The sequence below is a fragment of the Variovorax soli genome (assembly GCF_031454625.1).
Classification (GTDB): domain Bacteria; phylum Pseudomonadota; class Gammaproteobacteria; order Burkholderiales; family Burkholderiaceae_C; genus Variovorax; species Variovorax soli_A.
Genome location: NZ_JAVDRF010000002.1, coordinates 101120 through 121900, shown reverse-complemented (window position 1 = coordinate 121900; position 20781 = coordinate 101120). Strand labels below are relative to the sequence as shown.

The window sequence follows — 20781 nt, the reverse complement described above, 5'->3', positions numbered from 1 at the left end:
CTCAAGCCGCGACCGCCGCACGAATCTGCTCCAGCACATCCTTGGCGCTGGCCGGAATCGGCGTGCCCGGCCCGTAGATGCCCTTCACGCCGGCCTCGTACAGGAACTCGTAGTCCTGCCGCGGAATCACGCCGCCGACGAAGACGATGATGTCGTCCGCGCCCTGCTTCTTCAGTTCCTCGATGATGGCCGGCACCAGCGTCTTGTGGCCTGCCGCCAGGGTGCTGACACCGACCGCGTGCACGTCGTTCTCGATCGCCTGACGCGCGCATTCTTCGGGCGTCTGGAACAGCGGGCCCATGTCGACATCGAAGCCCAGGTCGGCAAAGGCGGTGGCGACGACCTTGGCGCCGCGGTCGTGGCCATCCTGGCCGAGCTTGGAGATCATGACGCGCGGACGGCGGCCCTGCTCCTCGGCAAAGGCGGCGATCTCGTTCTGCAGCGCCTCCCAGCCCTCGGCCGAATCGTAGGCGGCGGCGTAGACGCCGGTCACCTTCTGGGTGTCGGCGCGGTGGCGGCCGTAGACTTTTTCCAGCGCATCGCTGATCTCGCCCACTGTCGCGCGCAGCCGCACGGCCTCCACGCTCAACGCCAGCAGGTTGCCCTCGCCGCTTTCGGCGGCCGCCGTCAGCGCATCGAGCGCTGCCCGCACCTTGACGCCATCACGCTTCTCGCGCACCGACTTCAGCCGCGCGATCTGGCTGTCCCGCACCTTGACGTTGTCGATCTGCAGGATGTCGTGCGTGTCTTCGGATTCGAGCTTGTACTTGTTGACGCCCACGATCACGTCCTGCCCCGAATCGATGCGCGCCTGCTTGTCGGCAGCGGCGGCCTCGATCTTGAGCTTGGCCCAGCCGCTGTCCACGGCCTTGGTCATCCCGCCCATGGCCTCGACCTCTTCGATGATGGCCCAGGCGGCGTCCGCCATGTCCTGCGTGAGCTTTTCCATCATGTAGCTGCCCGCCCACGGATCGATCACGTTCGTGATGTGGGTCTCTTCCTGGATGATGAGCTGCGTGTTGCGCGCGATCCGCGCGCTGAACTCGGTAGGCAGCGCGATCGCCTCGTCCAACGCGTTCGTGTGCAGGCTCTGCGTGCCGCCGAAGACGGCAGCCATGGCCTCGATGGTGGTGCGCACCACGTTGTTGTAGGGGTCCTGCTCGGTCAGGCTCCAGCCGGAGGTCTGGCAGTGGGTGCGCAGCATCAGGCTCTTGGGGTTCTTGGGGTTGAACGCCTTCATGATCCGGCACCACAGGAGGCGCGCCGCCCGCATCTTGGCGACTTCCAGATAGAAGTTCATGCCGATGGCCCAGAAGAAGCTCAGCCGGCCGGCGAAGCCGTCGACGTCGAGCCCCTTGGCCAGCGCCGTCTTCACGTATTCCTTGCCGTCCGCCAGCGTGAAGGCCAGCTCCAGCGCCTGGTTGGCGCCCGCCTCCTGCATGTGATAGCCGCTGATCGAGATGGAGTTGAACTTCGGCATCTTCTCGGCGGTGTACGCAATGATGTCGCCGATGATCCGCATCGAGGGCTCGGGCGGAAAGATGTAGGTGTTGCGGACCATGAACTCCTTGAGGATGTCGTTCTGGATGGTCCCAGAGAGCTGATCCTGCGCAACGCCCTGCTCCTCGGCCGCGACGATGTAGCCGGCCAGCACCGGCAGCACCGCGCCGTTCATCGTCATGGAGACACTGACCTTGTCCAGCGGGATCCGGTCGAACAGGATCTTCATGTCCTCCACGCTGTCGATGGCCACGCCGGCCTTGCCGACGTCGCCAGTCACGCGCGGATGGTCGCTGTCGTAGCCGCGGTGCGTGGCCAGGTCGAAGGCCACGCTCACGCCCTGACCGCCGGCAGCCAGCGCCTTGCGGTAGAAGGCGTTCGATTCCTCGGCGGTGGAGAAGCCCGCGTACTGCCGGATGGTCCAGGGACGCACCGCGTACATCGTGGCCTGGGGGCCGCGCAGGTAGGGCTCGAAGCCGGGCAGCGTGTCGGTGTACTTCAGGCCCTGGAGATCGGCTGCCGTGTAGAGCGGCTTGACCGTGATGCCGTCGGGCGTGAGCCAGTTCAGTGCCTGCAGGTCCCCGCCCGGGGCAGACTTGGCCGCGGCCTTGGCCCAGGCTTCGAGGGTGGCAGTTTGGAAGGTCGGTTCGGATTTGCTGCTCATGGCGCCGGCTTGGAGTGTGAGGGGAGTGTCCGCGCAGGCGCGTGACAGTTCAATGCGAGTCTAACCCATCTGTAATTATTAATTCAAACGCCGCGGCTTGGGGTACATTTCGCGCATGTCCGCCCTCACCCTGACCCCGCGCGCCCTCTACGAAGAGGTGGCGGAGCTGCTGCGCCAGCGCATCTTCAACCGTGAGCTCGAACCCGGCAGCTGGATCGACGAGCTCAAGCTGGCGGAGGAGTACGGGATCAGCCGCACGCCCCTGCGCGAGGCGCTCAAGGTGTTGGCAGCCGAGGGTCTGGTGACGATGAAGGTGCGGCGCGGCGCCTATGTGACCGAGGTGTCCGAGAAGGATCTGGCGGACGTCTACCACCTGCTGAGCCTGCTCGAGAGCGACGCGGTCGGCGTGGTGGCCGAACGGGCCTCCGCCGCGCAGCTGGTGGAGCTGGAAGCCTTGCATGCCGAGCTCGAAGCGGCCGGGGCGCCGGGCAAGGTGGACCGCGCGCATTTCTTCGCCATCAACGAGCGCTTCCACATGCGCATCCTGGCGATGGCCGACAACCGATGGCGCGATCAGATGGTGGCCGACCTGCGCAAGGTGATGAAGCTCAACCGGCACAACTCGCTGCTCAAGGCGGGGCGCATCGCGGAGTCGCTCGCGGAGCACCGCGCGATCATGGCCGCGATCAAGTCACGGGACCGGGCCAGCGCCATGGCGCGCATGCAGGAGCACTTCCGCAGCGGCCTGGAAGCGGCGAACTGAATCCGCTCGATCGGTAGGTATGCGTTGCCGAGCCTGTTCAGGCAGCCAGTGCCGCCGGCTCGTGTGCGAGGGCCATCACCTCATGCGGCGCCAGCGCCTTGAGGCGGTGGTCGCTCCAGACCTGACGCCAGCGGCGCGCACCCGCGAGCCCGTTGCGCAGGCCCAGCATGTGGCGCGCGATGTTCGACCACGGCGTGCCGTGCTCGGTGGCCTCGCGGGCCATGTAGTCGCACATCCTGCGCTCGACCTCCTCGCGTGTCAGCGTGGACGGCGGCTCCCGGTAGAAGACCTCGTCCCATTGCGCCAGCCACCACGGGTTGTGGTACGCCTCGCGGCCGATCATCACGCCGTCCAGTAGCCGCAGGTGCGCCTGCATCTGTGCGTTGTCGCTGAAACCGCCGTTGATCGAAATGACGAGCTCGGGAAAGTCATGCTTCAGGCGGTGCACCAGCTCGTAGCGCAGCGGCGGCACTTCGCGGTTCTGCTTGGGCGACAGCCCCTTCAGCCAGGCGTTGCGCGCATGCACGATGAAGGTCCGGCAGCCGGCTTCGCTCACGGTGCCGACGAAGTCGCGCACGAATTCGTAGGACTCGGTCTTGTCGATGCCGATGCGATGCTTGACCGTGACCGGCACGCTCACCACGTCGACCATGGCCTTGACGCAATCGGCCACCAGTTGCGGCTCGTTCATCAGGCAGGCACCGAAGGCGCCGCGCTGCACGCGCTCGCTGGGGCAGCCGCAGTTGAGGTTGATCTCGCCGTAGCCCCAGTCCTCACCCAGCTTCGCGCAATGCGCCAGCTCGGCCGCCTCGCTGCCGCCCAATTGCAGAGCGACCGGATGCTCATCGGGGTCGAAGCGCAGATGGCGCGGGACGTCGCCGTGGATGAGCGCTCCGGTGGTCACCATCTCGGTGTAGAGCAAGGCGCGGCGCGTCAGCAGCCGGTGGAAGTAGCGGCAGTGGCGGTCCGTCCAATCCATCATGGGCGCGACCGAAATGATCTTTTCTTTGTCGTTCAGCAAACCGGCATCACCGTCGGGCGTTGGCAGCCCCGTAGTTTCTCACGCAGGCGTCGGGTCAAAAAAAAGAGCTCGCCGAAGCGAGCTCAATGATTGCCTTTGCAGCAATCCCCCAGAGAAACCATGTACGTAGTTTGCGCCGATTCCGCCAGGGCGCGCGTGAAGAAATAGACGGAACGCTGACCAGAAGCTGATGCTTTGTGACGGCGATGGCAGATCGCACGCTTTTTTCGCGGCCCGGCCCCTGGCGGCCCCCCACCCAGCCTGTCATCCGCACCCCGGCGCGCGATTCCTCACCGATCGCAGACTTCGCCGCAGCCGCGTAACATGCCTTGGCAGCGGCCGTCGTGCGGCCGCCTCACCCACTCTCCGCCCGTGCCCCTCGCCGATTTCCATCCTGCCGTCAGTGGCTGGTTCAGCCGCAGCTTTCCCGCCCCCACCGAGGCGCAGAAGGCCGCCTGGCCGGCCATTCGCGCCGGGCGCCACACGCTGGTGGCAGCCCCGACCGGATCGGGCAAGACGCTGACCGCTTTCCTCGCCGCACTGGACGGGCTGGTGCGCCAGGGCCTCGCGCCCGGCGGCCTCCCCGACCAGACCACCGTGGTGTACGTGTCGCCGCTCAAGGCACTGTCCAACGACATCCGCCTGAACCTCGAAGCACCGCTGGCGGGCATCCGTGCCGAGCTGGCGAGGCTGGGCCTGCCGGACGTGCAGATCCGCAGCACCGTGCGCACCGGCGACACGCCCTCCAGGGACCGTCAGCAGAACCTGCGCCAGCCGCCGCACATCCTCGTGACCACGCCCGAGTCGCTTTACGTGCTGCTGGGATCGGCCTCGGGCCGGGGCATGCTGTCCACGGTGCGTACGGTGATCGTCGACGAGATCCATGCGATCGCTGCCGGCAAACGCGGCAGTCATCTGGCGCTTTCGCTGGAGCGGCTGCAGTCACTGTGCGAACGGCCCCTCACGCGCATCGGTCTGTCGGCCACGCAGAAACCGGTCGATGAGGTCGCGCGCTTCCTGGTGGGCGCGGGCCACGTGCACGACGGTGTGGCCGACTGCGAGATCGTGGACATCGGCTACCGCAAGGAACGCGACCTCGCCCTCGAGCTGCCGCCGCAGCCGCTGGGCGCGGTGATGACCCACGAGCAATGGGACCAGGTGTATGCGCGCGTGGCTGAGCTGGTGCTGCTGCATCGCACCACGCTGGTCTTCGTCAATACGCGCCGCATGGCCGAACGCGCCGCGCGGCATCTGGGCGAGCGCCTCGGCAAGGAAGCGGTGGCCGCGCACCACGGCAGCCTCGCGAAGGAGGCCCGCCTCGACGCCGAGCAGCGCCTCAAGCGCGGCGAACTCCAGGTTCTGGTTGCGACCGCCTCGCTGGAGCTGGGCCTGGACATCGGCGACGTCGACCTGGTATGCCAGCTGGGCTCGCCGCGCTCCATCGCCACCTTCCTGCAGCGCGCCGGGCGCTCGGGCCACGCGGTGGGCGGCACGCCCAAGGCGCGCCTGTTTCCGCAGTCGCGCGACGAACTCGTCGAGTGCGCGGCGCTCCTGGACTGCATCCGCCGCGGCGAGCTCGATGCGCTTCACGTGCCGCAGGCCCCGCTCGACGTGCTCGCGCAGCAGATCGTGGCCGAGACCGCCTGCCGCGAATGGGACGAGGACGCGCTCTTTGCGCTGGTGCGCCGCGCCTGGCCCTACGCGCAAGTCGCGCGTGAACGGTACGACGCCGTGGTGCGCATGCTGACCGAGGGCTTCGCCACCCGCAACGGCCCCCGCGCCGGCTATGTGCACAAGGACGCGGTGCACCATCGGCTGCGCGAGCGGCGCGGCGCCCGCCTCACGGCCCTCACCTCCGGAGGGACCATCCCCGAGAGCGGCGACTACAGCGTGGTGCTCGAGCCGCAGGCGCACCAGATCGGCACCGTCAACGAGGACTTCGCGGTCGAGAGCCTGGCCGGCGACGTGTTCCAGCTCGGCAACACCAGCTACCGCATCCTGCGCATCGAGCCTGGCCGCGTGCGCGTGGAGGACGCCCAGGGCGCCGCGCCCAACATCCCCTTCTGGCTGGGCGAGGCGCCGGGACGCAGCGAGGAGCTGTCCTTCGGCGTCTCGCGCCTGCGCGAAGCGCTCGGGGAACGCATCGCCGCGCAGGGTGCCGACGATGCCGTTCGCTGGCTGCAAGGGACCATCGCGCTGTCTGCGGATGGCGCACGCCAACTCGTCGACCATCTCGCGCGCACCCTCGCCGTGCTGGGCGTGCTGCCGACGCAGCAGCGGATCGTCTTCGAGCGCTTCTTCGACGAATCGGGCGGCATGCAGCTGGTCATCCATTCGCCCTTTGGCAGCCGGCTCAACCGCGCCTGGGGCTTGGCGCTGCGCAAGCGCTTCTGCCGCAAGTTCAACTTCGAGCTCCAGGCGGCGGCGACCGAGGATGCGATCGTGCTGTCGCTGTCGACCAGCCACAGCTTCGCGCTCGACGAGGTGGCGCGCTACCTGCATTCCGCCACCGCGCTGGACGTGCTGGTGCAGGCCCTGCTGGACGCGCCGCTGTTCGGCGTCCGATGGCGCTGGAACGCGACCACCGCGCTGGCGCTGCCGCGCTTCGTCGGCGGCCGCAAGGTGCCGCCGCAGTTACAGCGCATGAAGTCCGAGGACCTGCTCGCCAGCGTGTTCCCCGATCAGGTCGCCTGCGCAGAAAACCTGGCCGGCGAGCGCGAGATCCCCGACCATCCGCTGGTCGCGCAGACGCTGGACGACTGCCTGCACGAGGCCATGGACGCCGAAGGCTGGCTGCGCCTGCTGCGCCGCATGGAGGTGGGCGAAGTGCAGGTGAGCGCGTGCGACCTGCCGGCGCCTTCGCCGCTCGCGGCCGAGGTGCTGAACGCGCGGCCCTACGCGTACCTCGACGACGCGCCGCTGGAAGAGCGGCGCACGCAGGCCGTGCAGAGCCGGCGCTACACCGACGCACAGAGCGCGGACGATCTGGGCCGCCTCGACCCGGATGCGATCGAGAGCGTGCGGGTGGAGGCCTGGCCGCGCCCGCGCCACGCGGACGAGATGCACGAAGCCCTGAACGGCCTGGCCGCGCTCACCGACGAAGAGGTCGCTCGCGAGACCGGCTGGAAGGCCTGGCTCGCAGAGCTCGCAGATGCCGGGCGCGCGACCCGGCTCCTGCCGGCGGACGGCACGGGCGCGGGCCTCTGGGTGGCGGCCGAACGGCTGTCGCTGGCACGCGTGCTCTATTCCTCTGCCAGTCTGCAACCTGCCATCGAGCCTCCCGCCGAGTACGCGCAGGGCCCGTCCACGCGCGACGAGGCACTGCGCGAGCTGCTGCAATCCCGCCTCGGCGGATTGGGGCCGGTCTCCACACGCGTGCTGGCGCAGCAGCTTCGGCTGCCCGAGGCCAAGCTCGAGACGGCCTTGCTCGGCCTGCAGAGCGAAGGGGTCCTTCTGCAGGGGCGCTTCACGCCCGGCACCGCGGAGCCCGAATGGTGCGAACGCCACCTGCTGGCGCGCATCCACCGCTACACGCTCAAGCGCCTGCGACGCGAGATCGAGCCGCTCGAGCCGCGCGACTTCGCGCGCTTCCTCTTCGAATGGCAGCACGTGAGCGCGGCCGCCCGAGTCAGCGGCCCCGAAGCGCTGGCCGGCGTGCTGGCCCAGCTCGAAGGCTACGAGGCGCCGGCCGCGCTCTGGGAGGCCGAGCTGCTGCCGGCGCGCGTCAACGACTACGCGAGCGCCTGGCTCGACGACCTCTGCACCGCTGGCCGCGTGATGTGGACGCGGCTGCGTCCCAGCGCGCTCGAGAGCCGGGCCGGCCGCGCCGGCAGCTCGCTGCGCGCCACCCCGATCCTGCTGCTGCCGCGCCGCAGCGCCGCGCTGTGGACCCAGCTCGCGCCCGTGCCGGCCGACGATGCGACGCTGGGTTCGCGCGCCCGCCGCGTGGCGGCTTGGCTGGGCGAGCACGGCGCCTCCTTCTTCGACGAGATCGCGGACGGCGCCCGCCTGCTGGGCACCGAGCTTGAGGACGCGCTGTCCGAGCTGGTGGCGCGTGGCCGCGTTCGCTGCGACAGCTATGCGGGCCTGCGGGCCCTGCTGGTCCCCGCTTCGAAGCGCTCGCCATCCCATTCATCCCATCGGCGCCGGCGAGGGGCCCTGTTCGGTATCGAGGACGCGGGGCGATGGTCGCTGGCGCGGCCCTCCCTGTCGGGGAGCGAGAACGCCGCTTCGGACGCCGTCGAGCAGGTCGCGCGCGTGCTGCTGCGGCGCTACGGCGTGATGTGCTGGCACCTGATCGAGCGCGAGGCCGCGTGGCTGCCACCGTGGCGCGAGCTGGTGCGCACCTATAGACGGCTGGAAGCCCGCGGCGAAATCCGCGGCGGCCGCTTCATCGCCGGCCTGTCGGGCGAGCAGTTCGCGCTGCCGGAGGCCATCGGGCAGATGCGCAGCGTGCGCCGGCAGCTTCCGGACGCGAGCCTGGTTTGTCTCTCGGCCGCCGACCCCGCCAACCTGCTGGGCAGCGTGTTGGCGGGCAACCGGGTCCCCCGCGTACCCGGCGCGCGCGTGCTCTATCAGGGCGGTGTGCCGATCGCGACCAGCGTCGCCGGCGATATCCGGTTCCTCTCGGAGCTCGACTCGGCGCAGGAACAGCAAGCGCGCAAGGCACTGACCCTGGATCCGGCGTGGCGCTCGATCTCTGCGCCCACTCAGGCCATGGGCCGCTGAGGTCCGGGCCGCAGCGCAGCCTTCATCGCGGTGCTCCGAGCGGCGCCGACAGCGGTCACGCTCAGTTGATCGCGGCGCATTCCTACACGTGTGGCTTCGAGCCGCACCAATGCTCCGCATTCTCGGCAAATACGGAGGATCCCCCAGATGACCAGCGACGTGGCATGTTCACCGGATGCATGCTGCAGTTTGCGCGTGCTCGTCGTGGAAGACGACCCCGAGGTTCTGGAGGCGTCTCTCGAAGCACTCGAGTTGCTGGGCCACTGGGCGACGGGCGTCCGCAGCGCCGAAGGCGCGCTAGATCGCTTTCTCGAAGGCGCCTTCGATGTGCTGATGGCCGACATCGGGCTGCCTGCCCTCTCCGGTCTGGAGCTCGCGGGCAAACTCCAGGCCCGCTGCGGATTGCCGATCATCTTCGCTACCGCGAGCCAGATGCCCGACAGGCCAATGCCGGGTTCCGTGTGGCTGTCCAAGCCCTTCAGCCTCGATCAGCTGGCTGATGCCTTGCGCCAGGTCGCGCAGTTTCGCAGGACTGCGCCAACATCCATGCCAACGCCTGCGCCGCTCGCGCAGCTGCAAGCTCAGCCCACCTGGCAGCGCGCGTAGGCGAGCGTCAGGTAGTCGGCCTGCCTGCGAAGACTTTCGAGCTGCTGGAGCGTGTCGCCGCTGGCCGGATCCTTCGGATCGAGACGCAGCTCACCGTCGGGCATCAAAATGAAATGGGTCTTGCCGGCAGGACCGCCGCGCGCGTCCGGCGCGCTGACGTAGCCGCAGGCCGTGCCGGTCTTCTTGTAGTACACGACACCGGAGAAACTCGCGCGCGCGGGTTCGGGCAATCGGCTCTTCACGCGTGCCTCGACTTGCCAGACCGGCCAGTAGAACCACCAGCCGCCGAGGCAGGCGGCGAAGACCATGACGCTGACCAGCAGGCAGAGGATGACTCTCATGGCGTGTCCTTGTCGTCGGGTTGCACGAACTGCATCGCGAACCGGCCCAGGGGGGTCAGCTCGGTCACCGTTGCCGTCCCCTTGCGCCCTGCAGGCGCCGAGAACGAGACCTTGACCCACCCGCCGTCCTTCAGGATCCGCAAAGCCTCGATGTCCTCCACGGAGGTGAAGATCATCGGAAGCGGTCCCTTGGCCACCAGCTGGAGCACCCTATAGGACAAGAGCGCCTCCGATGGCCCGGCATGAAGTCGGCTGAGGCTTCGTCTCGGGACGTGAATGCATGTAGCCAATTGTAATTACATGTAGTACTTACAGGCTACTGTATATGTGCCGCAATTCACAAAAAAGGGTGAGGCGCGTCGGAGCCTGCAGCGTTCCTTCTCCAGCGAAAGGAGCCTCGAGTCGAAAACGGGAAGAAGTTGCAGAAAGCGACCGGCGTTGAGCCACCCCAGCCGCGCCACGACCGCCGGCCTGCTGTAGCCTTTCGTTTCGCAGCTTCGCGAGCGTCGATACCCAGGTCTCGCAGAGCTCGCGAAATGGAGGCAAACATGCATGACTTGCCGACGCCGATCGACGCCCGTACATCGTTCGAGCGGTGGACGAAGCTGTCGGACGCCTTCGAGCTACATCTCTCCCGCATGAGGCAGGGCGACGAAAAGGCGCGAGCGGAGGCGATCCGCCTGGCGCGCGAGCTCGATGCGCTGACTCGCCTCATCGGCTGCGAACTTAACGACGCGCAGCGGCGCCACGGCACCTGACAATGTCCCCCGGCCATGCCGGCCGGATTGTTTCCGTCACGAAAACGCCGCGATTCCCAAAGCTCAGGGTTTTCACCTAGTTTCGAGCGCAAACTTCATCCCACAGAGCAGCCGTCGCTGTTCTGAGTGAACAGGGCACCGAGCGAGGTGGCCGTCCCATCGGACGACGACCCCACCCAAGACCGGTTCGAAAAATCATCAAGTCATTGCAAGGAACTGAAATGAAGACCTCGAAGATCATCGCTGCCGCCGCTCTCTCGCTTCTCGCCGCGGTCGGCGCCCAAGCAGAAACCTACGAAGGCGTGCATGCGCCCGTGTCGGCCAACAGCCGCAGCGACGTGGGCGCCCAGGCCATCGTTGCCGCGCACAGTGAGAACCCCTACGCCGAGGCCGTCTCTTCGCGCGTCGCACCTGCCCTCGTCGCCTCCACCGACCGTGCCAGCGTGCGCAACGAGGCCGTCGCCGCCGCTCGCAGCGCCAATCCCTATGCCGATGGGTATGGCCAGGGCGTTGCCTCGGTGCAGGCCAGCACGGTCGACCGTGCTGCGGTGCGCGCCGAAGCTCGCGCTGCTGCTCGCGGCCAGCAACTCGCGCTGTAAGCAACACGCGCGTCGCGCAGAGCCGGGATCGTGCGAAATGCATGGTCCCGGCTTTTTCTCTTTTGCAGCAACGCGACGTCCGGCTCGAGAATTGGATTCCTCCGCGCTCGGAGCGCGGCACAATCTCGTTCAGCATGACGCAGCAACTGCCCCACCCCGACGACCTGAGCGATGCGGAACTGGCCGAACAGGCCCATGCCTGGAGGCGCCTGGCGCTGCGCGGCGACCGCAGTGCGCGGGCGCCCGCGCACGCGTACGAGACTGCCCTGCGAGAACGCGTGCGCGCTTCGATGGCGGCCGAGCTGATCGCCAGCGCCTCCGCTGCCGCGCCCGAACCCAAGCGCCCCTGGTGGCGCCGCTGGTGGCCCCTCTCGGCGGAGCAGCGCGTCACCTCCTGAGCTGGTGGGCGCCGCGTCAGCGGCTCAATTGCGCGGACCGCTTTTGCCGAACAGCTTCCGCATGGCCGCGACGCCGGCCACGAGCGCGTTGGCGTAACTCGCCTGCGGATCGCTTGCGGCCTCCAGCGGCAGGTAAGGAAGCGCATCCTCCATCGCGCAATCGATGCCTTCCATCAATACCCAGTAGAACTCGCCTTCTTCGAGCTCGTGCACGGTCAACGCGATATTTCGCAATTGCGACATGGGTTTGGGAAAGATTTTCCAGGTGGTTGTTTCGGATCCTAGGGATCGCGCCTCACCTGGACCAGTCACAATTTCACGCTTTGCGGCAAATGTGACCAAAAGTAGCTAAGCGGCAAGGCCCTCAATAGTCGAAGGCAATCGAATGTGTTCGATTGACACCCACGGGCTTCTCCTACAACAGGCAGATCCAGCGAAGCCTAAGCTGGTTTCTCCAGCAAGAACTGTGATTGAGGAGGCACCCATGAAGCATTTCGTCCTCGACCCTCACATGTGCGCAGCCTTCGGCGGCGCCTTCTACCCCACCGGGCATTCGATGGTGATGTTTCCGAAAGCCGAGGACGCGAGCCGCGTCGGGCATCAGTTGATCGACAAGGGGTTCAGCGGCGATGAGATCTACTTGATCCCACCCAAGACCCTGTTGGACCAGATCTCGCCCACCGTCCGCGACGACGCCGATACCCCGCTGCCTTCCGCCGGCACTGACGGCGCGACTGTGCGGGTCTATACCAAGCTGGCGCAGGAGGGGCACACCGGCTTGCTCGTCAAGACGGAGAACCGGGCCGCGGCCGAGCGCCTGATGGAAGTGGTGCGCACGGTGCCCTACTCGGTGGCCGAGCGGTATTGCCGCCTGGTCATCGAAGACCTCTGACCTCGGGTCAGGCGCTCAGGCCGGCGCAGCGGCGCGGCTGAGCGCGGCGCGTGCCATCGATTGCGCCAGCTCCTGCTCGCCCAGGAACACGGTGGCCGCAGTCTCTTGCTCGAGCAGGCGCGCCTCATCCTCGTTGTGGCTGCGGATCACGGTCTGGATCGCGGGATTGAGGATCCGCGCCGCCTCGATCATCTGGCGCACGTTGATCGCATCGGCGGTGGCAACCACCAGCACGCGTGCCCGCGCGATATGCGCCTGGACCAGCACCGCCGGATCGGCCGCATCGCCCCACACCGCAGCCATGCCTCCGGCCCGCAGCTCCTCGACCAACGCGCGGTTCTGCTCCGCTACCACGAACGGGAGGTCATTGGCCATCAGCTCCGCGGCAATGCGCCGGCCGACGCGGCCATAGCCCACCAGCACCACCTGGCGCGAGAGGAATTTCTCATCCGTGCTCATGGGCAGTTCGGCCAGCGGGTCCTCGCGCTGGGCCAGGCCGCGGGCGAGGCGCGAATGCGCGTGCAGCCACCTTTGCAGGGGCCCGATCAGACTGAACCACAACGGGTTGGTGGCGATGGAGATCAACGCCCCTGCCAGCAGCAGGCTCTGGGCCTCCTCCGGCAGCAGCCCGAGCGAAACCCCCAGCGCCGCCAGGATGAAGGAGAACTCGCCGATCTGCGCCAGGCTCGCGCTCACCGTCAGCGCCGTGCCCAGGGGGTAGCGAAGCAGCAGCACCAGCACGCAGGCGGCGACCGACTTGCCCACCACGATGACCAGTACCACGGCCAGCACCTGCAGCGGCCGCTCGACGAGCACCGCGGGGTTGAACAGCATGCCGACGGACACGAAGAACAGCACTGCGAAGGCGTCGCGCAGGGGCAGCGATTCCTGCGCTGCGCGATGGCTGAACTCGGACTCGCGCATCACCATGCCGGCAAAGAACGCGCCGAGCGCGAATGACACGCCGAACAGCGCCGCAGATGCGAAGGCGATGCTCACTGCCGCGGCCACCACGCACAGGGTGAACAGCTCGCGAGAACCGGTACGCGTGACCTGCCACAGCAGCCACGGGAAGACGCGCCGCCCGACCACCAGCATCAGGACCACGAAGCCGCCGACCTGCAGCAGCGTGAGACCCAACGGCTGCCAGACGGGTGCCGCATCCGCGCGCGGCGCGATGCCGCCGAGCGCCGCGGCCAGCGGCGGCAACAGCACGAGCACCAGCACCATCGCAAGATCTTCCACGACCAGCCAGCCCACGGCAATGCGGCCGGTAAAGGAATCGACCAGGCCCGAGCTTTCGAGCGCCCGCAGCAACACCACTGTGCTCGCCACCGACAGTGCCAGCCCGAAGACCAGCGCGCCGCCGGGACTCCAGCCCCACCAGGTCGCCAGCGCCGCGCCGAGAAGCGTGGCCACGACGATCTGCACCAGGGCGCCGGGCAATGCAATCTTGCGCACTGCGAGCAGGTCCTCGAACGAGAAATGCAGTCCGACGCCGAACATCAGCAGCATCACGCCGATCTCGGCCAGCTGCGCGGCGATGCTCGCGTCGGCCACGAAGCCCGGTGTGAATGGGCCGATGATCACGCCCGCGAGCAGGTAGCCCACCAGCGCCGGCAGGCGCAGCCGCACCGCCAGGAAGCCCAGCACCAGAGCCAGGCCCAGGCCGGCCGCAACGGTGTTGATCAGGGAAACGCTGTGGGGCATCGCCTTGCATTGTGCAAGAGCGAGTCCCCCGGTCGGCTCAATGCCCCGCCATCTTCTCGGTGCGCGCGTTGACCAGCTCCTCGGGTTCCTGCGCCTCGACCCAGGTCTCGTTGTTCAAGCCGGCCGCAAGCCGCGCCTCGTCCAGCTCGCCGGTCCATTTGGCGACGACGATCGTGGCCACGCCGTTACCGACCAGGTTGGTGAGCGCCCTCGCCTCCGACATGAAGCGGTCGATGCCCAGGATCAGCGCCAGCCCCGCCACCGGCACATGCCCCACCGCCGATAGCGTGGCGGCCAGCACGATGAAGCCGCTGCCCGTGATGCCGGCTGCGCCCTTCGAGGTCAGCAGCAACACGGCCAGCAGCGTGATCTCCTGCGTCAGCGTCATCGGCGTGTTCGTCGCCTGGGCGATGAACACGGCCGCCATCGTGAGATAGATGGAAGTGCCATCGAGGTTGAAGGAATAGCCGGTAGGGATCACCAGGCCGACACAGGTCTTCTTCGCGCCGAGGTTCTCCATCTTTTCCATCATGCGCGGGAGCACCGATTCCGACGAGGAGGTGCCCAGCACGATCAGCAGTTCCTCCTTGATGTACTTGATGAACTTCCAGATGCTGAAGCCGTGGAAGCGCGCGATCAGGCCCAGCACCACGAAGATGAACAGCAGGCACGTGAGATAGAACGTGCCCATCAGCTTCCCCAGCGAAAACAGCGAGCCGACGCCGTACTTGCCGATGGTGAAGGCCATCGCGCCGAAGGCGCCGATCGGCGCCAGCTTCATGATGTAGCCGACGATGGTGAAGAGCACGTGCGAGCCCTTCTCGATCACGTCGAACACCAAGGTGCCGCGCCCGCCGAACCTGTGCAGCGCGAAGCCGAACAGCACCGCGATCAGCAGCACCTGCAGGATCTCGCCCTTGGCGAAGGCGTCGACCACCGTGCTCGGGATGATGTTGATCAGGAAATCGACCGTGCCCTGCATCTTCCCCGGCCCGGTGTAGGCCGCGATCGCCTTGGTGTCCAGCGTGGCCGGGTCCACGTTCATGCCGCTGCCGGGCTTGAGCACGTTGACCAGCACCAGCCCGACCAGCAGTGCGATGCTGCTCACGATCTCGAAGTACAGCAGCGCCAGCCCGCCGGTCTTGCCGACCTTCTTCATGTCCTCCATGCCGGCGATGCCGACCACCACCGTGCAGAAGATGATCGGCGCGATGATCATCTTGATCAGCTTGATGAAGCCGTCGCCCAGCGGCTTCATCGATTCTCCGACCGAGGGATAGAAGTGCCCGAGGATGACGCCGATGATCACGGCGCAGATCACCTGCGCGTAGAGCGAACGGTAGATCGGAGGCTTGGTCGCCGATGCGGGTGCGGGAGCGGCTGCGATGGCCATGGAGGTCTCCTTGAGTTTGCGTGTTGTGGAGAGAGAGTTCCAGGCGCCACTGTAGTCCCGCCGCAAAGAAAAAAGACCCGCCTGAGCGGGTCTTTTCGGCGAGCGTCGGAGGCCTCAGTGCATGTGCAGGCCGCCGTTGACCGAGAAATCCGCTCCCGTGGAGTAGCCGCCCTCGTCGGTCGCAAGCCAGGCGATGATCGAGGCGATCTCGCTGGGCTCGCCCAGCCGCTTGACGGGGATGGTGCTCACGATCTTGTCCAGCACTTCCTGCCGGATGGCGCGGACCATGTCGGTGCCGATGTAGCCCGGGCTCACGGTGTTCACCGTCACGCCCTTGGCGGCCAGCTCCTGCGCCAGCGCCATCGTGAAGCCGTGCATGCCGGCCTTGGCGGCCGAGTAATTGGTCTGGCCGGCCTGGCCCTTGGCGCCGTTGACCGAGCTGATGTTGATGATGCGGCCCCAGCCCTTCTCGACCATGTCGCCGACCACCTGCTTGGTGACGTTGAACATGCTGTTGAGGTTGGTCTCGATCACCGCACTCCAGTCCTCGGGGGTCATCTTGAGGAACATCCTGTCCCGCGTGATGCCTGCGTTGTTGACCAGGACGTCGATGCTGCCGTGCTCGGCCTTGGCCTTGGTGAAGGCTTCCACCGTGGACTCCCAGTCGCCGACGTTGCCGACAGAGGCGTGGAAGTCGTAGCCCAGCGCCTTCTGCTCCGCCAACCACTTGGCGTGGTCCCGCGTGGGGCCACAACCGGCGATCACCGTGAAGCCGTCCTTGTGAAGACGCTGGCAGATGGCCGTACCGATGCCTCCCATGCCGCCGGTGACGTATGCAACTTTTTTACTCATGATCTTTCCCTCGATGTTGACGCGCCTGAACAGGCGCGATTCACTGTAGCGAAGTTTCTCACGGCTCCCGGATCAGGAAAACACTGACCCCTCAATGCAACGGGGTGTCACAGGCCGGGCATATACCGAGTTCGAGATCAAGGATCGCAGGCAGCTATGAAACTCGTCACCTGGAACACGCAATGGTGTCGCGGCCTCGATGGCGAGGTGAGTACCCGACGTATCGTCGAAGGCGCGCGCTCCATGGCCGACTTCGATGTGCTGTGCCTGCAGGAGATCGCGTCCGGCTACGATCGAATGCCGGGCGCGCCCGGCGACCAGCCGGCCGAGTTGCGGGCGTTGCTGCCGGGATTTCGGCTCTTCTTCGGTGCGGCGGTCGAGGAATTCGACCGCGAGGGCCGCCGCCAGCGCTTCGGCAACCTGATCGCCACCCGCCTGCCGGTGTCGCTGGTCCGGCACCATCCCCTGCCCTGGCCGCCTGAACCGACCGTGAGCACCATGCCGCGCATGTGCACGGCCGTGACCTTGACCAGCCCCGAGCTGGGCACCGTACGCGTGATGACCACGCACCTCGAGTACTACTCGTCGGTGCAGCGCAGGGCGCAGGCGCAGGCCCTGCGCGCCCTGCACATCGAGGCCTGCGCCCAGGCGGCCGCGCCCCCGGCCGCAGCGTTCGACGACTCGCCGTTCCAGCCGAAGCACCACACGCAGCAGGCGATCCTCTGCGGCGACTTCAACATGGAGGCCAGCGACCCGGCCCATGCAGAGATCCAGCAGCCCTTCACCGCTCCATCGCTGCCGGCCGGCGGCGCGCCCGACCAGCGCCTGCAGGATGCATGGCCGCTTGCGCATCCCGAGCGGCCCCACGACCCCACCTTCAGGCTCTTCGACAAGACCTACGGCAACAACCCCGCCGCATTCGACTTCGTGTTCATCAGCGACACCCTCGCGCCGCGTGTGCGGCGCATGGAGGTCGACCTGCAGACGCGCGCCTCGGACCACCAGCCCGTGCTGATCGAACTGGGCGACTGAACAAGCGGTGTGCGGCCTCGCGCACTACTCTGGCCGCACTTCGGCCGCAGGAGAGCCGCTTCGGCGTGGTCGTCGCAATGGCCGTCGACTGGCTCAATGGAGGATGGAAGACATCAGCCGCGCCCCTGGCCGTCGTGCGCGAGCAGCCGCTGTGCGAGCCGCAGCACCGGCGCATCGACCATGCGTCCGTCCATGTTGATCGCGCCGCCGCCGGCCGCACGCATGGCGGCGTCGACACGCCGCGCCCACGCCAGTTGCTCGGCGCTCGGGGCGAAGGCGGCCTGCACGGGCGAGACCTGATCGGGATGGATGCAGAGCTTGGCGCCGAAACCGCCGCGCCGGGCACGCGCCGCATCGGCGGCCAGGCGGTCCAGGTCGCGCCAGTCCGGCGTCACGCCATCGACCGGCGCGGCAATGCTCGCGCGGCGCGAGGCCAGCACCAGCGACAGCCGCACCGGGATCAGCTCGGGCTCGTCAGCCTCGCAGGCCAGGCCCAGGTCGCTCTGGAAATCGAGATGCCCGAAGGCCAGGCGCAGGACCTGCGGGGCGGCGGCAAGTTCGTCGAGCGCGGCCAGACCTGCAGCCGATTCGATCAGCGGAACCAGCGCGGCCTGCGGTCCGGCAGCCGCTGCGAGCAGCGAGAGCTGCTTCGCCCGCTCGGCCTCGGCAGCATCACGCCCGCCAGCTGCTGCCGCCCCAGGCGCTCGATGAGCGCCACATCTTCGCCGTGCCACGGCGTGCCCTCGGGGTTCACACGCACGAGCAAGCGGCTGCGTTCCGCCGCGCCCAGCGCCGCATGCGCCTGGGCCAGGGCGTCGCGCGCCGCCGCCTTGCGCTCGGGCGCCACGGCGTCCTCCAGGTCGACGATCACCGCGCCCGCCCCAGAACCGAGGGCGCGCGCGTAGCGCTCGGGCCGATCGGCCGGTACGAACAGGAAGGTTCGTGCCGAGGCCAGCACATCCGGTGCGCTCATGGCCCCGGCCCCAGCAGCATGCCGACGGCCGGGACACGCGCAACATGCCACAGCCGCTCCAGGGCCGCCTGCATCTCGGCCTCGCTCGCACCGCCGCTGAAGGCGGCCAGGCGCAAGGCCTTGGCGCCGATTTCCTCGCGGCTCAGCGTGTTGCCCGGGTCACCCTTGGGCTCATCGACGCGGCCCTGCAGCACGCGGCCGTCGCGGGTGCGCACGGTGACCTTGCCGATCCAGCGCTTCGGGTAGGCGGCATCCACCTCCGCATCCAGTTCCATCCGCACGCGGTCGCGCAGGGCCTGCGTTTCCGCATCGCTGAAATGCGCTTCGAACTCGGCGAGGCCCGCCTGGCCGAATCGCGCCGCCAGCGCCAGCACCGTGCCCATCGAGAACTTCGACTGGTGCACCGTGGCGGGATCGACCACCGGCCCCAGCACGTCGATGGCGCCCTGGTGCACATGCGTGGTCACCTGTTCCAGGTCCTCCGCGCGCAGTCCGTGCGCGCGCACCACCTGCAGCAGCGCATCGGCGGCCGGATGCGTGTGGCGGCAGGAGGCATGGAACTTGAACGACGTTTCCGCCAGCGCCCAGCGCGTGCCCAGGCCGTCCACCAGGCGTCGGGGATCGGCGTCGTGCGACATGGCCGCGGCCATACCCTGTGGTCCCTCGAGGATCTGCTGCGCCCCGGTGAAGCCATCGCGCGCCAGCGTTGCGGCCATGAGCCCGGCAGCAGCGGCATGGGCCGTATGCAGTTGCTTCGAATCGGCCGCCGTGCGCAGGAACTCCCACAGGCCCGCCGCCTGCGTGCCGGCCGAGCCGAACGCATGCTGCATGCGTGCCGCATCGAGCCCCAGCAGATGGCCCGCCGTGGCCGCCGCCGCGAGCGTGCCGGCCGTGCCGGTGGTGTGGAACACCTTGTAGTGCGAGCGCCCGAGGAATTCGCCCACGCGGATGCCGACTTCGTAGCCCGCGGCCGCCGCCGCCAGCAGACGCTCCCCGCTCGAACCCAGGGCCTGCGCCAGGGCGAGCGCCACCGGGAACACCACCGTCGCGGGATGGAAGACAGAGCCGTTGTGCACATCGTCCTGCTCGGCCACGTGGGACGCCGCGGCGTTGACCAGCGCGGCGAAGTACGGGCTGCTGCGCGTGCGGCCCACCAGCTCTTCGCTGGGCCCGGTCGCGGGCCCCATTTCGCGCGCGAAGGCGGCGATGGTTTCGACCGGACGCGCGCCATGCCCGGCGATCGCGGAGCCGAACCAGTCGACCAGCAGGTCCTCGGCACGGCGCACCACCGGCGCCGGGAGATCGCCGAAGCGAAGGCCGGCCGCAAAGCGCGCGAGCGTCTCCGTGGGCGAGCGAAGGGTAGTCATCAGATCGCCTCCGTTGCGCGAAGCGCGTCGATGTCGGCCTCATTGCGCCCCAGCGAGCGCAGGATCGACACGGTGTGCGCGCCCAGCGCCGGAATCGGATCCATGCGGTACTCGAAGGCGCTCTGCCGCCCAGGCGGCAGCAGGGCGGGAATCGAACCGGCCGGCGACTCGACTTCGCGCCAGCACCCACGCGCCTTCAGCTGCGGATGTGCCCAAAGCCCTGCCATGTCGTTCATGCGCGCGTTGGCGATCTGCGCGGCATCGAGGCGCTCCTGAACCTGCGGCGTGTCGAGCGCGGCGAAGACCTCGAGGATCAGTGCCTGCAGCGCCCCACGGTTGGCGTTTCGCCTGGCATTCCCGTCGAAGCGCGGATCGCTCGCGAGTTGCGGCTGCTCCAGTACGCGTTCGCAGAACAGCTTCCATTCGCGCTCGTTCTGCAGGCCCAGCATCACCGTGCCGCCGTCGCCCGCAATGAAGGGGCCGTAAGGATAGATGGTCGCATGCGAGGCGGCGCTGCGCGGCGGGGGCGGCGCGCCGTTGTAGGCGTAGTACATCGGGTAGCCCATCCACTCGGCCAGCGACTCCAGCATCGACACGTCGACGTGCGAGCCCTTGCCGGTCTTGCTCCGTTGCAGCAGGGCCGCGAGGATGCCGGTATAGGCGTACATGCCGGCCGCGATGTCGGCCATCGAGTTGCCCGACTTGCAGGGCGCCTCCGGGGTGCCGGTGACCGACAGAAAGCCGGCCTCGCTCTGGATCAGCAGGTCGTAGGCCTTCTTGTCGCGGTACGGGCCGTCCTCGCCGTAGCCCGAGATGTCGCACACGATCAGCGCCGGATGCTTCGCCATCAGCGCCTCCGCCGCGAGCCCCATGCGCGCAGCGGCGCCGGGCGCGAGGTTCTGCACCAGCACGTCCGCCCCGGCGACGAGCTCATGCAGCACGGCTTGTGCCGCCGGCCGCTTGAGGTCCAGCGTGAGGCTCTCCTTCGATCGATTGACCCACACGAAATGCGAGGCCTCGCCGGCCACGCGTGCGTCGTAGGCACGCGCGAAGTCGCCGCCGCCGGGGCGTTCGACCTTGATCACGCGGGCGCCGAGGTCGGCCAGCTGACGGGTACAGAAAGGAGCGGCGATCGCATGCTCCAGCGAAACGACGGTGATGCCGTCGAGCGGTCGTGTCATGGC

General features: G+C 68.0%; 18 protein-coding genes and 1 pseudogene. 8 read left to right on the top strand and 11 right to left on the bottom strand.

Features of this window, described 5'->3' with window-relative positions:
* Position 1: 1 nt before the first annotated feature.
* Entirely contained in the window at positions 2 to 2164 is a 2163-nt protein-coding gene (gene scpA, locus J2739_RS04435; RefSeq protein ID WP_309898968.1) for a methylmalonyl-CoA mutase, read from the bottom strand.
* A gap of 115 nt (positions 2165 to 2279) precedes the next feature.
* Here scpA and J2739_RS04430 point away from each other — a divergent pair, with 115 nt between their 5' ends.
* Positions 2280 to 2927: a GntR family transcriptional regulator gene (locus tag J2739_RS04430; protein ID WP_309898966.1), complete on the top strand. Its 648-nt coding sequence runs from the start codon at positions 2280 to 2282 to the stop codon at positions 2925 to 2927.
* 37 nt (positions 2928 to 2964) lie between these two features.
* Here the strand turns inward: J2739_RS04430 and dusA are convergent, their stop codons facing one another.
* On the bottom strand, positions 2965 to 3948 hold the full coding sequence (gene dusA, locus J2739_RS04425; RefSeq protein WP_309898964.1) for a tRNA dihydrouridine(20/20a) synthase DusA: 984 nt from the start codon (positions 3946 to 3948) through the stop codon (positions 2965 to 2967).
* 324 nt (positions 3949 to 4272) lie between these two features.
* Between dusA and J2739_RS04420 the strand changes: the two genes are divergently transcribed.
* Together J2739_RS04420 and J2739_RS04415 are read left to right on the top strand one after the other, a co-directional pair.
* Positions 4273 to 8676 (top strand): DEAD/DEAH box helicase, encoded by a 4404-nt coding sequence (locus tag J2739_RS04420; protein WP_405053823.1) that lies wholly within the window; start codon positions 4273 to 4275, stop codon positions 8674 to 8676.
* A gap of 147 nt (positions 8677 to 8823) precedes the next feature.
* Positions 8824 to 9282 carry a response regulator gene (locus J2739_RS04415; RefSeq protein WP_309898961.1) on the top strand — a complete coding sequence of 153 codons (459 nt, stop codon included), beginning with the start codon at positions 8824 to 8826 and terminating at the stop codon, positions 9280 to 9282.
* Here J2739_RS04415 and J2739_RS04410 read toward each other — a convergent pair.
* Positions 9258 to 9623 carry a hypothetical protein gene (locus tag J2739_RS04410; RefSeq protein WP_309898959.1) on the bottom strand — a complete coding sequence of 122 codons (366 nt, stop codon included), beginning with the start codon at positions 9621 to 9623 and terminating at the stop codon, positions 9258 to 9260. The genes J2739_RS04415 and J2739_RS04410 overlap by 25 nt on opposite strands.
* On the bottom strand, positions 9620 to 9799 hold the full coding sequence (locus J2739_RS04405) for a hypothetical protein (protein ID WP_309898957.1): 180 nt from the start codon (positions 9797 to 9799) through the stop codon (positions 9620 to 9622). Before J2739_RS04405 ends, J2739_RS04410 begins: the two co-directional genes overlap by 4 nt.
* A 360-nt stretch (positions 9800 to 10159) precedes the next feature.
* Here J2739_RS04405 and J2739_RS04400 point away from each other — a divergent pair, with 360 nt between their 5' ends.
* The 3 genes from J2739_RS04400 (at position 10160) to J2739_RS04390 (ending at position 11378) form a co-directional block, all read left to right on the top strand.
* Positions 10160 to 10381 (top strand): hypothetical protein, encoded by a 222-nt coding sequence (locus tag J2739_RS04400; protein ID WP_309898955.1) that lies wholly within the window; start codon positions 10160 to 10162, stop codon positions 10379 to 10381.
* Positions 10382 to 10602: 221 nt separating this feature from the next.
* Positions 10603 to 10980 carry a helicase SNF2 gene (locus J2739_RS04395; protein ID WP_309898952.1) on the top strand — a complete coding sequence of 126 codons (378 nt, stop codon included), beginning with the start codon at positions 10603 to 10605 and terminating at the stop codon, positions 10978 to 10980.
* Positions 10981 to 11114: 134 nt separating this feature from the next.
* Positions 11115 to 11378, top strand: coding sequence for a hypothetical protein (locus J2739_RS04390; RefSeq protein ID WP_309898950.1), 264 nt, complete (start codon positions 11115 to 11117; stop codon positions 11376 to 11378).
* 24 nt (positions 11379 to 11402) lie between these two features.
* Here the strand turns inward: J2739_RS04390 and J2739_RS04385 are convergent, their stop codons facing one another.
* The gene (locus J2739_RS04385; protein WP_309898948.1) at positions 11403 to 11591 is read right to left on the bottom strand and encodes a hypothetical protein; all 189 of its coding nucleotides are present in this window, start codon (positions 11589 to 11591) and stop codon (positions 11403 to 11405) included.
* A 271-nt stretch (positions 11592 to 11862) separates the two neighbouring features.
* On the opposite strand from J2739_RS04385, the gene J2739_RS04380 reads away from it, so the two are divergent.
* A complete protein-coding gene (locus J2739_RS04380; RefSeq protein WP_309898946.1) occupies positions 11863 to 12270 on the top strand; it encodes a hypothetical protein in 408 nt (135 codons plus the stop codon).
* Positions 12271 to 12285: 15 nt separating this feature from the next.
* On the opposite strand, the gene J2739_RS04375 is transcribed toward J2739_RS04380, so the two are convergent.
* The 3 genes from J2739_RS04375 to phbB all read right to left on the bottom strand — a co-directional run bounded on the left by J2739_RS04375 (position 12286) and on the right by phbB (position 16225).
* Entirely contained in the window at positions 12286 to 13980 is a 1695-nt protein-coding gene (locus J2739_RS04375; protein ID WP_309898944.1) for a cation:proton antiporter domain-containing protein, read from the bottom strand.
* Positions 13981 to 14017: 37 nt separating this feature from the next.
* Positions 14018 to 15373, bottom strand: a complete 1356-nt coding sequence (locus J2739_RS04370; RefSeq protein ID WP_309898942.1) for a dicarboxylate/amino acid:cation symporter — start codon at positions 15371 to 15373, stop codon at positions 14018 to 14020.
* 114 nt (positions 15374 to 15487) lie between these two features.
* Positions 15488 to 16225 carry an acetoacetyl-CoA reductase gene (gene phbB, locus J2739_RS04365; RefSeq protein WP_309898940.1) on the bottom strand — a complete coding sequence of 246 codons (738 nt, stop codon included), beginning with the start codon at positions 16223 to 16225 and terminating at the stop codon, positions 15488 to 15490.
* A gap of 156 nt (positions 16226 to 16381) precedes the next feature.
* On the opposite strand from phbB, the gene J2739_RS04360 reads away from it, so the two are divergent.
* Positions 16382 to 17257, top strand: coding sequence for an endonuclease/exonuclease/phosphatase family protein (locus J2739_RS04360; protein WP_309898938.1), 876 nt, complete (start codon positions 16382 to 16384; stop codon positions 17255 to 17257).
* Between the two features lie 113 nt (positions 17258 to 17370).
* Here J2739_RS04360 and J2739_RS04355 read toward each other — a convergent pair.
* From J2739_RS04355 to J2739_RS04345, 3 genes and pseudogenes are all read right to left on the bottom strand, one after another.
* Positions 17371 to 18230, bottom strand: a pseudogene (locus J2739_RS04355) (HpcH/HpaI aldolase/citrate lyase family protein).
* Positions 18227 to 19597: an MmgE/PrpD family protein gene (locus J2739_RS04350; RefSeq protein WP_309898936.1), complete on the bottom strand. Its 1371-nt coding sequence runs from the start codon at positions 19595 to 19597 to the stop codon at positions 18227 to 18229. Before J2739_RS04350 ends, J2739_RS04355 begins: the two are co-directional and overlap by 4 nt.
* Positions 19597 to 20778 (bottom strand): CaiB/BaiF CoA transferase family protein, encoded by a 1182-nt coding sequence (locus J2739_RS04345; RefSeq protein WP_309898934.1) that lies wholly within the window; start codon positions 20776 to 20778, stop codon positions 19597 to 19599. The genes J2739_RS04350 and J2739_RS04345 overlap by 1 nt, the downstream gene beginning before the upstream one ends.
* Between the last annotated feature and the right edge of the window lie 3 nt (positions 20779 to 20781).